Below are 16,249 nucleotides of genomic sequence, written 5' to 3'. Positions count from 1 at the left end.
CATCCGCGTTTGCGGTTGTTTGCCCCGTGAGGCTCCGGAGTCAAGCCTACGGCGTGTTAACGCGGTGCGTTACTCGCCCTTGGCCTTCGCGATGATCTCCTCGGCGACGTTCCGCGGAACCTCGGCGTAGGAGTCGAACTGCATCGAGTAGCTTGCGCGACCCGACGTCTTGCTGCGGAGGTCGCCGACGTAGCCGAACATCTCCGACAGGGGCACGAGGCCCTTCACGACGCGGGCACCAGCCCGCTCCTCCATGGCCTGAATCTGACCACGGCGGGAGTTGATGTCACCGATGACCTCGCCCATGTAGTCCTCGGGCGTGGTGACCTCGACGGCCATCATCGGCTCGAGCAGCACGGGGCTGGCCTTGCGCGCGGCCTCCTTGAAGGCCTGCGAACCGGCGATCTTGAAGGCGAGCTCGGAGGAGTCGACCTCGTGGTAGGCACCGTCGTGGAGGATGACGCGCACGCCGGTCATCTCGTAGCCGGCGAGGATGCCGAACTGCATGGCCTCCTGCGCACCGGCGTCCACCGAAGGGATGTACTCCTTCGGGATACGGCCACCGGTCACCTTGTTCACGAACTCGTACGAGGTGTCGCCACCCTCGAGCGGCTCGATGCCGATCTGCACCTTCGCGAACTGACCGGTACCACCGGTCTGCTTCTTGTGGGTGTAGTCGACGCGCTCGACGGCCTTGCGGATCGTCTCGCGGTAGGCCACCTGCGGCTTGCCGACGTTGGCCTCGACCTTGAACTCACGGCGCATACGGTCGACCAGCACCTCGAGGTGCAGCTCGCCCATACCACCGATGATGGTCTGGCCGGTCTCCTCGTCCGAGTGGACCTGGAAGGACGGGTCCTCCTCGGCCAGGCGCTGGATCGCGATGCCCAGCTTCTCCTGGTCGCCCTTCGACTTGGGCTCGATGGCGACCTGGATGACCGGCGCCGGGAAGTCCATGGACTCCAGGATCACCGGCTGCTTGTCGTCGCACAGCGTCTCGCCGGTCGTGGTCTGCTTCAGACCCATGACCGCGACGATGTCGCCGGCGCCCACCGCGTCGATCTCCTCACGCTTGTTGGCGTGCATGCGGTAGATCTTGCCGATGCGCTCCTTCTTGCCCTTGACGGAGTTCAGCACCGAGGTGCCGGACTCCAGGCGGCCGGAGTACACGCGGACGAAGGTGAGCTTGCCGAGGTGCGGGTCGCTCATGATCTTGAACGCCAGCGCCGACAGCGGCTCGTCGTCGGACGGCCTGCGCTTGACGATCTTCTCCGGGTCCTTGACGTCGTGGCCCTCGATGGCCTCGATGTCGACCGGGGACGGCAGGTAGCGCACGACCGCGTCGAGCAGGGGCTGGACGCCCTTGTTCTTGAACGCGGTGCCGCAGAACACCGGGGTCACCGTGGTGCCGGTGCCCTTGCCGGAGGCGATGGTGATACGACGGACCGCGGCGTACAGCTGCTCCACGGAAGGCTCCTCGCCCTCCAGGTACAGCTCCATGATCTCTTCGTCGTTCTCCGCGACGGCCTCGAGCAGCTTGCCGCGCCATTCCTCGGCAGCCTCGGTGTGCGTGGCCGGGATGTCGACGGTGTCGTACATCTCGCCCTTGGTGGCCTCGGCGGACCAGACGAGGGCCTTCATCGTCACGAGGTCGACGACGCCCTTGAAGTCGGCCTCGGCACCGATCGGGAGCTGCATGACGATCGGCTGAGCGCCGAGGCGGTCAGAGATCATGTCGACGCAGCGGTGGAACTCGGCACCGGTCCGGTCGAGCTTGTTGACGAAGCAGATGCGCGGGACGCCGTAGCGGTCGGCCTGACGCCACACGGTCTCGGACTGCGGCTCCACGCCGGCGACACCGTCGAACACCGTCACGGCACCGTCGAGCACGCGCAGCGAGCGCTCCACCTCGACGGTGAAGTCGACGTGGCCCGGGGTGTCGATGATGTTGATGGTGTGGTCGACGTCCTCCAGCGGCCAGTGACAGGTGGTGGCAGCAGAGGTGATCGTGATGCCACGCTCCTGCTCCTGCTCCATCCAGTCCATGGTCGCGGCGCCGTCGTGGACCTCACCGATCTTGTACGACACACCGGTGTAGAACAGGATCCGCTCGGTGGTGGTCGTCTTGCCCGCGTCGATGTGGGCCATGATCCCGATGTTGCGGACCTTGGCCAGGTCAAGTGAAGTGGTAGCCATAAGGCTTCAGTCTTCTCTCGGTCTCGATGTGGGTAGCGACTACCAGCGGTAGTGCGCGAAGGCCTTGTTGGACTCGGCCATCTTGTGGGTGTCCTCACGCTTCTTCACAGCGGCGCCGAGGCCGTTGGACGCGTCGAGGAGCTCGTTGAGCAGGCGCTCGGTCATGGTCTTCTCGCGACGGGCGCGGGAGTAACCGACGAGCCAGCGCAGCGCCAGGGTGTTGGCACGGCCGGGCTTGACCTCGACCGGCACCTGGTAGGTCGCGCCACCGACACGGCGGGACTTGACCTCGATGGTCGGCTTGATGTTCTCGAGCGCGCGCTTGAGCGTGATGACCGGGTCGTTGCTGGTCTTCTCGCGCAGGCCCTCCATGGCGCCGTACACGATGCGCTCGGCGGTGGAGCGCTTGCCGTTCAGCAGCACCTTGTTGATCAGCGACGTGACAAGAGGAGAACCGTAGACCGGGTCGATGATGACCGGGCGCTTCGGGGCGGGGCCCTTACGAGGCATTCTTACTTCTCCTTCTTGGCGCCGTAGCGGCTGCGGGCCTGCTTGCGGTTCTTGACACCCTGGGTGTCGAGCGAACCGCGGATGATCTTGTAGCGAACACCGGGCAGGTCCTTCACACGGCCGCCGCGCACGAGCACGATGGAGTGCTCCTGCAGGTTGTGTCCCTCACCCGGAATGTAAGCGGTGACCTCGATCCCGCTGGTCAGACGCACACGCGCGACCTTACGCAGGGCCGAGTTCGGCTTCTTCGGGGTGGTCGTGAACACACGCGTGCAGACGCCACGGCGCTGAGGGGAACCCTCGAGTGCGGGCGTCTTGTTCTTCTCGACCTTGTCCTGCCGGCCCTTCCGGACCAGCTGCTGGATCGTAGGCACTACTTCTCCGGTTTCTGTGTGCCGAATGGTGAAGCTAACCTGGAACGTCGCCGACCCACGCGGTCGGGTGTGTCGAATCCGCCGGATCCCCGCCGCGAGGCGGAAAGGGCGCAGATCACGGTGGCCGCTCACGGCTCGCCATGCGGTTCACAGGCACGCACAGGAGCCAGGGCACACCCCAGGCACAAGGTATGAGCGTACCTACCTCATTGGCTGCGGTCAAAACAAATGGAGTCGGCGCCGGCACGCCGGACCTTGACAGTACGCCCTCCGGGTGCCTCCACGCGCTCGCGGAGCGGCCGGGAGCCCGTCCGGACCACCGGCCGGGCCGGCCCCTCCTCGCACGTCAGGCCGCCGCTGAGCGACCCGCGGGGCGGCCGGGGCCCCGTTCCGCCCGGCGTCGGCCGGCCCGGCCCCAGAGCCCCGCCGCACACGCCGGAGGGCGGCCACCCCGTCAACGGGATGACCGCCCTCCGGCTCACGCTCGCTTACTGGTTGTACGGACCGTAGTCGTAGTCCTCCAGCGGAACGGCCTGGCCGGAGCCCGTGCCGAACGGCGAGTAGTCGATGTCGTCGTAGCCGACGGCCGAGTACATCGCGGCCTTGGCCTCCTCGGTCGGCTCTACCCGGATGTTGCGGTAGCGGGACAGACCCGTACCGGCCGGGATGAGCTTACCGATGATGACGTTCTCCTTGAGGCCGATGAGGCTGTCGGACTTGGCGTTGATCGCCGCATCCGTCAGGACTCGGGTCGTCTCCTGGAAGGAGGCGGCCGACAGCCAGGACTCCGTCGCCAGCGAGGCCTTGGTGATACCCATCAGCTGCGGACGGCCGGAGGCCGGGTGACCGCCCTCCTGGACCACACGACGGTTCTCCTGCTCGAAGCGGGAGCGCTCGACCAGCTCGCCGGGCAGCAGCTCGGCGTCGCCGGACTCGATGATCGTCACACGGCGCAGCATCTGCCGGATGATGATCTCGATGTGCTTGTCGTGGATCGACACGCCCTGCGAGTTGTACACCTTCTGGACCTCGCCGACCAGGTGGACCTGGACGGCACGCTGACCCAGGATGCGCAGCACGTCGTGCGGGTTGGTGGCACCCACGGTGAGCTGCTGGCCAACCTCGACGTGGTCGCCCTCGCGGACCAGGACCTTGGCGCGCTTGGAGATCGGGTACGCCGTCTCGTCGCTGCCGTCGTCCGGGGTGACGATGAGCTTCTTCGTCTTCTCGGTCTCCTCGATCCGGACGCGGCCGGAGGCCTCGGAGATCGGGGCGACACCCTTCGGCGTACGGGCCTCGAACAGCTCGACGACACGCGGCAGACCCTGCGTGATGTCGTCACCGGCCACACCACCGGTGTGGAAGGTACGCATCGTCAGCTGGGTGCCGGGCTCACCGATGGACTGGGCGGCGATGATGCCGACCGCCTCACCGATGTCGACCAGCTTGCCGGTGGCCAGCGAACGGCCGTAGCACATCGCGCAGGTACCGACGGCGGACTCACAGGTCAGGACCGAACGGGTCTTGACCTCCTCGATGCCGTGCTTGACCAGCTCGTCGATGAGCACGTCGCCCAGGTCGGTGCCGGCCGGGGCCAGCACCTTGCCGTCGACGACGATGTCCTCGGCGAGGCAGCGCGCGTACACGGACGTCTCGACGTCCTCCGCCTTGCGCAGCACACCGTCCGCGCCCCGCTCCGCGATGTGGAGCTTGAGGCCGCGCTCGGTGCCGCAGTCCTCCTCGCGGATGATGACGTCCTGGGAGACGTCGACCAGACGACGGGTGAGGTAACCCGAGTCGGCGGTACGCAGGGCGGTGTCCGCCAGACCCTTACGGGCACCGTGGGTGGAGATGAAGTACTCCAGCACGGACAGGCCCTCACGGAAGGAGGCCTTGATCGGACGCGGGATGGTCTCGTTCTTCGCGTTCGACACCAGACCGCGCATACCCGCGATCTGCCTCATCTGCATCATGTTTCCTCGGGCACCCGAGTCGACCATCATGAAGATGGGGTTGGTCTTGGGGAAGTTCGCGTTCATCGCCTCGGCGACCTCGTTGGTCGCCTTGGTCCAGATCGCGATGAGCTCCTGCGTGCGCTCTTCCTTGGTGATCAGACCGCGCTCGTACTGCTTCTGGACCTTCTCGTCCTGCGCCTCGTACCCCTTGACGATCTCCTTCTTCGCCTCGGGAACGACGACGTCGGAGATGGCCACGGTTACACCGGAACGGGTCGCCCAGAAGAAGCCGGCCGCCTTCAGGTTGTCGAGCGTCGCCGCCACGATGACCTTCGGGTAGCGCTCGGCCAGGTCGTTGACGATCTCGGAGAGCTGCTTCTTGCCCACCGAGTAGTCGACGAACGGGTAGTCCTCGGGCAGCAGCTCGTTGAAGAGCGCGCGGCCCAGGGTCGTGCGCAGCCGGAACGAGTCACCCTGCTGCCACTCGGGCTCGCCCTCCTCGCGGGCCGGCGGGGTCCAGCCGCGCGGCGGGATGGTGCCCACCGGGAAGCGGATGTCGACCTGCGACTGGAGCGCCAGCTCGCCGGCGTCGAACGCCATGATCGCCTCGGCCGTGGAGCCGAACGCGCGGCCCTCGCCCTTGGTGTCACGCAGCTCGCCGTCGGTGGTGAGGAAGAACAGACCGAGGACCATGTCCTGGGTCGGCATCGTCACCGGGCGGCCGTCGGCCGGCTTGAGGATGTTGTTCGAGGACAGCATCAGGATGCGGGCCTCGGCCTGCGCCTCCGCGGACAGCGGCAGGTGCACGGCCATCTGGTCACCGTCGAAGTCCGCGTTGAACGCGGTGCAGACGAGCGGGTGGATCTGGATGGCCTTGCCCTCGACCAGCTGCGGCTCGAAGGCCTGGATGCCGAGGCGGTGCAGGGTGGGAGCACGGTTCAGCAGCACCGGGTGCTCGGCGATGACCTCTTCGAGGACGTCGTACACGACCGTACGGCCGCGCTCCACCATGCGCTTGGCGCTCTTGATGTTCTGCGCGTGGTTCAGGTCGACCAGGCGCTTCATCACGAACGGCTTGAACAGCTCCAGCGCCATCGCCTTGGGCAGACCGCACTGGTGCAGCTTCAGCTGCGGGCCGACGACGATGACGGAACGCGCCGAGTAGTCGACCCGCTTGCCGAGCAGGTTCTGACGGAAGCGGCCCTGCTTGCCCTTCAGCATGTCGCTGAGGGACTTCAGGGGGCGGTTGCCGGGACCCGTGACCGGGCGGCCGCGGCGGCCGTTGTCGAACAGCGCGTCGACGGCCTCCTGGAGCATGCGCTTCTCGTTGTTCACGATGATCTCGGGCGCGCCGAGGTCGAGAAGCCGCTTCAGGCGGTTGTTGCGGTTGATGACACGGCGGTACAGGTCGTTCAGGTCGGAGGTCGCGAAGCGGCCACCGTCCAGCTGCACCATCGGACGCAGGTCCGGCGGGATGACCGGGACGCAGTCCAGGACCATGCCCTTGGGGCTGTTGGACGTCTGGAGGAACGCGGAGACGACCTTCAGCCGCTTCAGGGCGCGGGTCTTCTTCTGGCCCTTGCCCGTGCGGATGATCTCGCGGAGCTTCTCGGCCTCCTCGTCGAGGTCGAAGGACTCCAGGCGCTTCTGGAGCGCCGCGGCACCCATCGAGCCGTCGAAGTACGTGCCGAAGCGGTCACGCAGCTCGCGGTAGAGCAGCTCGTCGCCCTCGAGGTCCTGGACCTTGAGGTTCTTGAACCGGTTCCACACCTCGTCGAGGCGGTCGATCTCGCGCTGCGCACGGTCGCGCAGCTGCTTCATCTCACGCTCGGCACCCTCGCGCACCTTGCGGCGCACGTCGGCCTTGGCGCCCTCGGCCTCCAGCTCGGCCAGGTCGGTCTCGAGCTTCTTGGCGCGGGTCTCCAGGTCGGCGTCCCGGCGGTTCTCGATCTGCTGGCGCTCGACGGAGACGTGCGCCTCCAGGGAGGGCAGGTCGCGGGTACGGCGCTCGTCGTCGACGTACGTGATCATGTACGCCGCGAAGTAGATGACCTTCTCGAGGTCCTTGGGAGCCAGGTCGAGCAGGTAGCCCAGCCGGCTCGGGACACCCTTGAAGTACCAGATGTGCGTGACGGGGGCGGCCAGTTCGATGTGGCCCATCCGCTCACGGCGCACCTTGGCGCGGGTGACCTCGACGCCGCAGCGCTCGCAGATGATGCCCTTGAAGCGGACACGCTTGTACTTGCCGCAGTAGCACTCCCAGTCCCGGGTCGGACCGAAGATCTTCTCGCAGAAGAGTCCGTCCTTCTCGGGCTTGAGGGTGCGGTAGTTGATGGTCTCGGGCTTCTTGACCTCGCCGTGGCTCCACTGACGGATGTCGTCAGCGGTGGCCAGACCGATCCGGAGCTCGTCGAAGAAGTTGACGTCGAGCACTATGCGTCAATCCCTCTCAGGGTTGTTAAGTCTGTGGTCTGAAACGGGGGCCTGGGGGTCGGCGGGGCCCTGTGAGCAAGGGCCCCGCCGGACTCCCGTCAGACCTCTTCGACGCTGCTCGGCTCGCGCCGCGACAGGTCGATACCGAGCTCCTCCGCAGCGCGGAAGACGTCCTCGTCGGTGTCGCGCATCTCGATGGACATGCCGTCCGAGGACAGCACCTCCACGTTGAGGCACAGGGACTGCATTTCCTTGATGAGCACCTTGAAGGACTCGGGAATGCCGGGTTCCGGGATGTTCTCGCCCTTGACGATGGCCTCGTAGACCTTCACGCGGCCGGTGACGTCGTCGGACTTGATGGTCAGCAGTTCCTGGAGGGCGTACGCGGCGCCGTAGGCCTCGAGTGCCCACACCTCCATCTCGCCGAACCGCTGGCCACCGAACTGGGCCTTACCACCCAGCGGCTGCTGGGTGATCATCGAGTACGGACCGGTCGACCGCGCGTGCAGCTTGTCGTCGACCAGGTGGTGGAGCTTCAGGATGTACATGTACCCGACCGAGATCGGGTCCGGGAACGGCTCACCGCTGCGGCCGTCGAACAGCCGCGCCTTGCCGGTCGGGAGCACCATGCGCTCGCCGTCCCGGTTCGGGATGGTGTGCTGGAGCAGACCGGCCAGCTCGTCCTCGCGGGCACCGTCGAAGACCGGGGTGGCGACGTTGGTGCCGGGGTCGACCTGGTCGGCGCCGATGACCTGGAGACGCTGGGCCCACTCGTCGGCGAGACCGGAGACGTCCCAGCCGCGGCTGGCGAGCCAGCCGAGGTGGATCTCCAGGACCTGTCCCGGGTTCATGCGGGACGGCACACCCAGCGGGTTGAGGATGATGTCGACCGGGGTGCCGTCCTCCAGGAACGGCATGTCCTCGATCGGCAGGATCTTGGAGATGACACCCTTGTTGCCGTGGCGGCCGGCGAGCTTGTCACCGTCGGTGATCTTGCGCTTCTGCGCGACGTAGACGCGGACCAGCTGGTTCACGCCCGGCGGCAGCTCGTCGCCCTCCTCGCGGTCGAAGAGGCGCACACCGATGACCTTGCCGATCTCGCCGTGCGGCACCTTCAGCGAGGTGTCACGGACCTCACGCGCCTTCTCGCCGAAGATCGCGCGCAGCAGGCGCTCCTCCGGGGTCAGCTCGGTCTCGCCCTTGGGCGTGACCTTGCCGACGAGGATGTCGCCGGCGACGACCTCGGCACCGATGCGGATGATGCCGCGCTCGTCGAGGTCGGCGAGGACCTCCTCGGAGACGTTCGGGATGTCCCGGGTGATCTCCTCGGGGCCGAGCTTGGTGTCACGGGCGTCGACCTCGTGCTCCTCGATGTGGATCGAGGAGAGGACGTCGTCCTGCACGAGGCGCTGCGACAGGATGATCGCGTCCTCGTAGTTGTGACCCTCCCACGGCATGAACGCCACGAGCAGGTTCTTGCCGAGGGCCATCTCACCGTTCTCGGTGGCCGGACCGTCGGCGAGGACCTGGCCCTCGATGATCCGGTCGCCCTCGTTGACGATGACCTTCTGGTTGACCGAGGTGCCCTGGTTGGAGCGGGCGAACTTGGCCAGGCGGTACGTGATGTACGTGCCGTCGTCGTTGGCGGTGGTGATGTAGTCCGCGGAGACCTCCTGGACCACACCCGCCTTCTCGGCCTTGACCACGTCGCCGGCGTCGACGGCGGAGCGGTACTCCATGCCGGTGCCGACGAGCGGGGACTCGGACTTGATCAGCGGCACGGCCTGCCGCATCATGTTCGCGCCCATGAGGGCACGGTTGGCGTCGTCGTGCTCCAGGAAGGGGATCATGGCGGTCGCGACCGACACCATCTGGCGCGGCGAGACGTCCATGTAGTCCACGTCCTCGGGGCCGACGTAGTCGACCTCGCCGCCACGACGGCGGACCAGCACGCGGGCCTCGGCGAAGCGCATGTCATCACCGAGCGTGGCGTTGGCCTGCGCGATGACGAAGCGGTCCTCCTCGTCGGCCGTCAGGTAGTCGACGTCGTCGGTGACCTGGCCGTCGATGACCTTGCGGTACGGGGTCTCGACGAAACCGAACGCGTTGACCCGGCCGTACGAGGCGAGCGAGCCGATCAGGCCGATGTTCGGGCCTTCCGGCGTCTCGATCGGGCACATGCGGCCGTAGTGCGAGGGGTGCACGTCACGGACCTCGAAGCCGGCCCGCTCACGGGAGAGACCACCCGGGCCCAGCGCCGACAGACGGCGCTTGTGGGTGAGACCCGACAGCGGGTTGTTCTGGTCCATGAACTGCGACAGCTGGCTGGTGCCGAAGAACTCCTTGATGGAGGCGACGACCGGCCGGATGTTGATCAGGGTCTGCGGCGTGATCGCCTCGACGTCCTGGGTCGTCATGCGCTCGCGGACGACGCGCTCCATACGCGCCAGGCCCGTACGGACCTGGTTCTGGATGAGCTCGCCGACGCTGCGCAGACGACGGTTGCCGAAGTGGTCGATGTCATCGGTCTCGACGACGATCGAGTCGCCGTTGTCACCGGTGGTCTCGGTCTCGCCGGCGTGCAGCTGCACCAGGTACTTGATCGTCGAGATGATGTCCTCGACGGTCAGGATGCCCGCGTCGAGCGGGGCGTCCGCACCCAGCTTCTTGTTGACCTTGTAGCGGCCGACCTTGGCGAGGTCGTAGCGCTTGGGGTTGAAGTAGAGGTTCTCCAGCAGCGTCTGCGCGGCCTCACGCGTGGGGGGCTCGCCCGGACGCAGCTTGCGGTAGATGTCGAGCAGCGCGTCGTCCTGGCCCTGGGTGTGGTCCTTCTCCAGGGTGGCGCGCATGGACTCGTACTCGCCGAACTCCTCGAGGATCTGCTCGGTCGTCCAGCCGAGCGCCTTGAGCAGCACGGTGACCGACTGCTTGCGCTTGCGGTCGATGCGGACACCGACCATGTCGCGCTTGTCGATCTCCATCTCCAGCCAGGCACCCCGGGAGGGGATGATCTTGGCGGAGAAGATGTCCTTGTCGGACGTCTTGTCGATGCTGGAATCGAAGTAGACACCGGGGGAACGGACCAGCTGGGACACCACGACACGCTCGGTGCCGTTGATGACGAAGGTGCCCTTGTTCGTCATGAGCGGGAAGTCGCCCATGAAGACGGTCTGGGACTTGATCTCGCCGGTCTCATTGTTGGTGAACTCAGCCGTGACGAAGAGCGGGGCGGCGTACGTGAAGTCGCGCTCCTTGCACTCGTCGATGGAGTTCTTGGGAGGCTCGAAGCGGTGGTCGCGGAACGTCAGCGACATCGACCCGGAGAAGTCCTCGATCGGGGAGATCTCCTCGAAGATCTCCTCGAGGCCGGACTTGGTGGGGACGTCCTGACCGGACTCCAGAGCCGCCTCGACGCGAGCCTTCCAGGCGTCGTTGCCGAGCAGCCAGTCGAAGCTCTCGGTTTGCAGCGCGAGAAGGTTCGGAACCTCGAGGGGCTCCTTGATCTTTGCAAAGGAAATGCGCAGCGGGGCGGTGCTGGCGCCGTTGTTCATATTCGCGGTCGAGGCAGTGCGCGAGGCGGCCAAGAGGGGGTCCTTCCGAGGGCTCGGACTCACTACGCGCGTACCGGTCCCTCTCGTGCACAGAGACGGAAACCCCAGGTCGGGGGGCTCTGGTCGACTGTGCTCAAGAGAGGGCAGACCCCTGGTGACGGGCAGGGGACAGCTAACAGGCAGCGCAAAGGGTCAGTGTAGCCACTTGGCACACTGATGTCCAATGCGGGTTTTCGAAGACCCTCGTTGTCGTCACCCTCGTCGTCGTCAGCGCCCTCGGCATCCTGCCCTCAACGCACGTTGATACTGCCCTCTTCGTCGTCGATCCATGCCTCGGATCCGGATCCTTGTGACGACGCGTCCTGAGAATTGCGCGCTGCGTGCGGTTCGTCAAGGCCCCCCAGCCGGAAGCCGGCCCTCCGGAGACACGACGAAGATCACCATACCCCCCGCCGTAGCGAGTGCAAGGTAACCGCGGTCGGCTCCCCGGATACGCCGAAGAGCGACCACCCGGATGGATGATCGCTCTTCGGTACGTTCGCGTTACAGCCTCCGGGGCACTGACTTCAGCGCCCCGGCGGACCGTGTGCGGCGTGTGTTCGGATCCTGTGGACCCGAAGGGTGTTACTTGACCTCGACGGAGGCGCCGGCGCCCTTGAGGGACTCGGCGGCCTTCTCGGCGGCGTCCTTGGCGACCTTCTCGAGGACGGGCTTCGGGGCGCCGTCCACGAGGTCCTTGGCCTCCTTCAGACCCAGGGAGGTCAGCTCACGCACGACCTTGATGACCTGGATCTTCTTCTCGCCGGCGCCGGTGAGGATGACGTCGAACTCGTCCTTCTCCTCCTCGGCCTCGGCAGCGGCGCCACCAGCGGCACCGCCGGCGACGACGACCGGCGCGGCAGCGGCGGCGGTGACGTCGAACTTGTCCTCGAAGGCCTTCACGAACTCAGAGAGCTCGATGAGGGTCATCTCCTCGAACTGAGCAAGCAGCTCGTCCTGGGTGAGCTTCGCCATGGTGGCGGTCCTTCCACTCAAATCGGCAGGTGCCGGATGTACTGGATAAGGCGGGCGTACGTCGGCCCGCTGCGACCCGCGCCTGTGGTGCGGGTCAGAAAGCGAGCCGAATTACTCGGCACCGCCCTGCTCGGCCTGCTTGGCGCGCAGCGCGTCCACGGTGCGGACGAGCTTCGACGGCAGCGCCTGGAAGACGGAGGCAGCCTGGGACTGCTTCCCCTTGAAGGCACCGGCCAGCTTGCTGAGCAGAACCTCGCGGGACTCGAGGTCCGCAAGCTTCTTGATCTCGTCGGGCGACAGCGCCTTACCGTCAAGGACACCGCCCTTGATGACGAGATTCGGGTTGTCCTTGGCGAAGTCACGGAGACCCTTCGCCGACTCCACCGGGTCACCGGTGACGAAGGCGACAGCCGTCGGACCGTTGAACAGGTCGTCCAGCGTCGTGATCCCGGCCTCGTTGGCCGCAATCTTGGTCAGCGTGTTCTTCACCACGGCGTACTGAGCGTTCTCACCGAGCGACCGGCGCAGGTTCTTGAGCTGCGCCACGGTGAGACCGCGGTACTCGGTAAGCACGGCAGCGTTGGAGTTGCGGAACTGCTCCGTCAACTCGGCCACTGCGGCAGCCTTGTCGGGCCTCGCCATAGAGCCTCGGCCTCCTTCCGGGTGATTCTGACCGCGCGGACCCGAAGGAGGACTGGGAAAACGAAACGCCCCGGCGCAGGCGCACGGGGCGGACTCGACCGGATGCACACGTCGCTGCGTGTGCTCCAGGAGATCTTCCACGGTCACCTGCGCGGGTCGTCCACTTGTCAGCGGATCCTTCGGCCACCGCATCCTCATTCGAGGGCACGGCAACGACCAGCGGTCTTTGGCTTCTTCAGGAGAGTACGGGACCGGGACGCCGTCGAGCAAATCGGCCCGTTCCCGGCCGGGCACGGTCTCCGGCCGGGGGGCTGCGGGACGGGTTCCTGCCGGCGCGCCGCACGGCCGGCGGCCGGTGCGGGACTGCGGCTACTGCCGGTGCGCCGCGCGGCCTGGTGCCGCTGACCTGCGGCTCCCGCCGGTACGGCCTGGGGCTCGCTGCCGGACTGGCGTGCGGCTCCCGCCGGTGGGCCCTGGGGCTCGCTGCCGGACTGGCCTGCGGCTCCCGCCTGTGGGGCCTGGGGCTTGCTGCCGGACTGGCCTGCGGCTCCCGCCGGTGCGCCCCACGGTCCGCTGCCGGACTGACCTGCGGCTTCTGCCGGTGGGGCCTGGGGCTTGCTGCCGGCACCGCCGCGGCGCCGGGTGCCGGTGTTCCGCGTGGCCGGGTGCTGGTGGGGGTCTGCGGCTATCTGCCGGTGTGTCGTTGTCCTCACCGGGCCGGTGTGCAGTGGAGAGCGGAGCACGACGAGCCGGTGTGGGGGGGCATGTGCCCAGGGGCCGCAGGGCCGGCCCGGAGGGCGGCGGCGGTGTTTCAGACGCCGTCTGTGCCCGGAGCCGGGCCCTTGCGCGATGCGTGCGGGTGCCGTACGCCGTGTTCACGGCCGGGGGCGGTCACCGCGTGCCCCGGCGCGGGCACGGACCCGGGACCGGGTCCGTGCTCACGCCGCTGGTCAGGAGACGGTGCCGGTACCGGTGCCGCCCGTCGCGGACTTCAGGAGGTCGGCGAAGTCCTTGGTGTCGCTCGCCGGAGGCGCCTCGGCGGTGACCTTCACGCCGTAGTCGCTGAAGAAGGTGGTGTTCGTCATGGCGCCGTTGGCCGTGTCGGCCTTCTCGGTCTTCTTGACGAGCAGGTTGTCGCCGTCGATCCACAGGTCGACGGTCTCGGTGGTGACACCCGCCTGGGTCAGCTGCTTCTTCAGGGCCGACAGCTGCTCGGCGCTGAGGTCGCTCGTCTTCCCCGCGAGGTCGGCGACGTTCACCTTGCCCGAGTAGTGCGTGGTGTGGGCGCCGGAGACCGTCTCCTCGCCGACCTTCTTGACGTCGCCGGAGGCCAGCAGCAGCTTCACGGACTGGTTCGGCGTCGCGTTCTGGATCTGGTCCTTCATGTACGAACCGGAGGCGCCGCCGAGCTTGGCGAGGTCGTCGTACGAGTACCTGAGCCAGTGCTTGCCGCCCGTCTGCTGGGCGTACGCGTCGCTCATGTGCGCGTAGTAGGCGTCCGAAAGGTACCGGGCCTCCATCGACGAGGTGCCGGCCTTCTTCATCATCTCGGCCATCCGGCCGCCGGTGTACGTGATGGTGAGGTTGCCCTTGAGACCCCCGGACCAGGTCAGCGCGCCGTTCGCCGTCATCGCCATCAGCTTGCCGACGGACGTGCTGGAGCGCACCTTGGCCGAGTCGGCCTTGTCGGTGGACTGCTCCGCGGCGCGCAAAGCGGCTATGGGGCTGACATGCGTCACGCCCTTGCCGGCCGCGTCGCCTCCGTCCTTGTCCGAGTGCGAGGAGCCGCAGGCGGCCACCCCGGTCAGCGCGGCCACCACCGCGATGGAAAGGGTCGTACGGCGCACGGTCGTGCTGTTCATCTGGTCCCGCCCCTGTTGGAGTCCTGTGCCTGCACCGTAACCCAGGCCACTGACAGTCGTACGAAAGCTCGCACAAAGAAAGGACGGGCCCCGCACCTCGAAGGTTGCAGGGCCCGCCCTTTTCTTACGCGTACCTGACGCGGCTACCGGGCTGAGCGGAGGGCTCAGACGGCGGCCGGGTCCTCCTCGACGAGGAGGTTGCGGGTGCGGTTCGGGTCGACCGGGACACCGGGGCCGATCGTGCTGCTGATCGCGGCCTTCTTGATGTAGCGACCCTTGGCGGCGGACGGCTTCAGCCGGAGGATCTCCTCCAGCGCGGCGCCGTAGTTCTCCACCAGCTTGGTGTCGTCGAACGACGTCTTGCCGATGATGAAGTGCAGGTTCGAGTGCTTGTCGACGCGGAACTCGATCTTGCCGCCCTTGATCTCGGTCACGGCCTTGGCGGTGTCCGGGGTCACGGTGCCGGTCTTCGGGTTCGGCATCAGACCACGCGGGCCGAGGACGCGGCCGAGACGGCCGACCTTGCCCATGAGGTCCGGGGTGGCGACGACGGCGTCGAAGTCCAGACGGCCCTTCGCCACCTCGTCGATCAGCTCGTCGGCGCCGACGATGTCGGCGCCCGCGGCACGCGCGGCCTCGGCACGGTCGCCGGTCGCGAAGACCAGGACCCGGGCGGTCTTACCGGTGCCGTGCGGAAGGTTCACGGTGCCACGGACCATCTGGTCGGCCTTACGCGGGTCGACACCCAGACGGAAGGCGACCTCGACGGTGCCGTCGAACTTGGACGTGGAGGTCTCCTTGGCGAGACGGACGGCCTCGAGCGGGGCGTACAGCTTCTCCCGGTCGATCTTGGCGTCCGCAGCGCGGAGAGCCTTGCTGCGCTTGCTCACAACTTGCTCCTGTGTGTTCTGAAAGGAGTCGTGGTCCCTGGGCCGAGCAGGCCCTGCCACGTGCGACCGGCTACGGCCGCATGACTGCTGGGGGTGGGGTTCAGCCCTCGACCGTGATGCCCATGGAGCGGGCGGTGCCGGCGATGATCTTCGACGCGGCGTCCAGGTCGTTGGCGTTCAGGTCGGGCATCTTGGTCTCGGCGATCTCGCGGACCTGCGCCTGGGTGATCTTGGCGACCTTGGTCTTGTGCGGCTCGCCCGAGCCCTTCTCGACCCCAGCGGCCTTGAGGATCATCTTCGCGGCCGGCGGCGTCTTGGTGACGAAGGTGAAGGAGCGGTCGTCGTAGACCGTGATCTCCACCGGGATCACCCAGCCACGCTGCGACTCGGTCGCGGCGTTGTAGGCCTTGCAGAACTCCATGATGTTGACGCCGTGCTGGCCCAGCGCGGGGCCGACCGGCGGAGCCGGGTTCGCCGCACCGGCGTTGATCTGGAGCTTGATAAGCCCCGTGACCTTCTTCTTCTTGGGAGGCATGCTCTCTCCGGGTCCTTGCTGAGAGGTTGACTGCCATCCGCGTCATCCGGATCCATGCCGTGCACGATCCCGCAGATGGCATACCGCACAACGATAGCCGCTGTCCCCTCGGGACAAGAAATCGTCCAGGTCAGGCGGCTTGCGCGGAACGTCCGGGCCGTCGGTCACGCGGCTCCGGCGGGCAGCACGGGAGGGGGCGTAGCGTCCGGCGCGGGGAGGGTCCGGCGCACCCGGGGCACCCTGCGCGCGACTCGTTGCCGCTCACCGGGTGCGGCCCTCGAAGGCCC

General features: G+C 67.2%; 10 protein-coding genes. All 10 read right to left on the bottom strand.

The window, feature by feature from the left end; translation table 11 throughout:
- Positions 1-69: 69 nt before the first annotated feature.
- Positions 70-2,196 (bottom strand): elongation factor G, encoded by a 2,127-nt coding sequence (fusA, locus tag AB0F03_RS16960; protein ID WP_361991938.1) that lies wholly within the window; start codon positions 2,194-2,196, stop codon positions 70-72.
- 39 nt (positions 2,197-2,235) lie between these two features.
- A complete protein-coding gene (gene rpsG / locus AB0F03_RS16955) occupies positions 2,236-2,706 on the bottom strand; it encodes a 30S ribosomal protein S7 (protein ID WP_121787381.1) in 471 nt (156 codons plus the stop codon).
- A 2-nt stretch (positions 2,707-2,708) separates the two neighbouring features.
- A complete protein-coding gene (gene rpsL, locus AB0F03_RS16950; RefSeq protein ID WP_003948652.1) occupies positions 2,709-3,080 on the bottom strand; it encodes a 30S ribosomal protein S12 in 372 nt (123 codons plus the stop codon).
- Between the two features lie 488 nt (positions 3,081-3,568).
- Complete coding sequence (locus tag AB0F03_RS16945; protein ID WP_361991935.1) at positions 3,569-7,468, bottom strand: DNA-directed RNA polymerase subunit beta'; 3,900 nt, start codon at positions 7,466-7,468, stop codon at positions 3,569-3,571.
- A 98-nt stretch (positions 7,469-7,566) separates the two neighbouring features.
- Positions 7,567-11,052 (bottom strand): DNA-directed RNA polymerase subunit beta, encoded by a 3,486-nt coding sequence (gene rpoB / locus AB0F03_RS16940; protein WP_361991932.1) that lies wholly within the window; start codon positions 11,050-11,052, stop codon positions 7,567-7,569.
- Between the two features lie 591 nt (positions 11,053-11,643).
- Positions 11,644-12,033 (bottom strand): 50S ribosomal protein L7/L12, encoded by a 390-nt coding sequence (rplL, locus tag AB0F03_RS16935; protein ID WP_121787384.1) that lies wholly within the window; start codon positions 12,031-12,033, stop codon positions 11,644-11,646.
- 111 nt (positions 12,034-12,144) lie between these two features.
- A complete protein-coding gene (gene rplJ, locus AB0F03_RS16930) occupies positions 12,145-12,675 on the bottom strand; it encodes a 50S ribosomal protein L10 (RefSeq protein ID WP_356818747.1) in 531 nt (176 codons plus the stop codon).
- 950 nt (positions 12,676-13,625) lie between these two features.
- Entirely contained in the window at positions 13,626-14,537 is a 912-nt protein-coding gene (locus AB0F03_RS16925; RefSeq protein ID WP_361991928.1) for a hypothetical protein, read from the bottom strand.
- Between the two features lie 164 nt (positions 14,538-14,701).
- A complete protein-coding gene (gene rplA / locus AB0F03_RS16920; RefSeq protein WP_356818751.1) occupies positions 14,702-15,427 on the bottom strand; it encodes a 50S ribosomal protein L1 in 726 nt (241 codons plus the stop codon).
- A 100-nt stretch (positions 15,428-15,527) separates the two neighbouring features.
- Positions 15,528-15,962, bottom strand: coding sequence for a 50S ribosomal protein L11 (gene rplK / locus AB0F03_RS16915; protein WP_361991925.1), 435 nt, complete (start codon positions 15,960-15,962; stop codon positions 15,528-15,530).
- Positions 15,963-16,249 lie beyond the last annotated feature (287 nt).

The sequence above is a fragment of the Streptomyces sp. NPDC028722 genome, from assembly GCF_040637655.1.
GTDB lineage: Bacteria > Actinomycetota > Actinomycetes > Streptomycetales > Streptomycetaceae > Streptomyces.
Note: the sequence above shows the minus strand (reverse complement) of the source record. Positions and strands in the feature narration are given on the sequence as shown.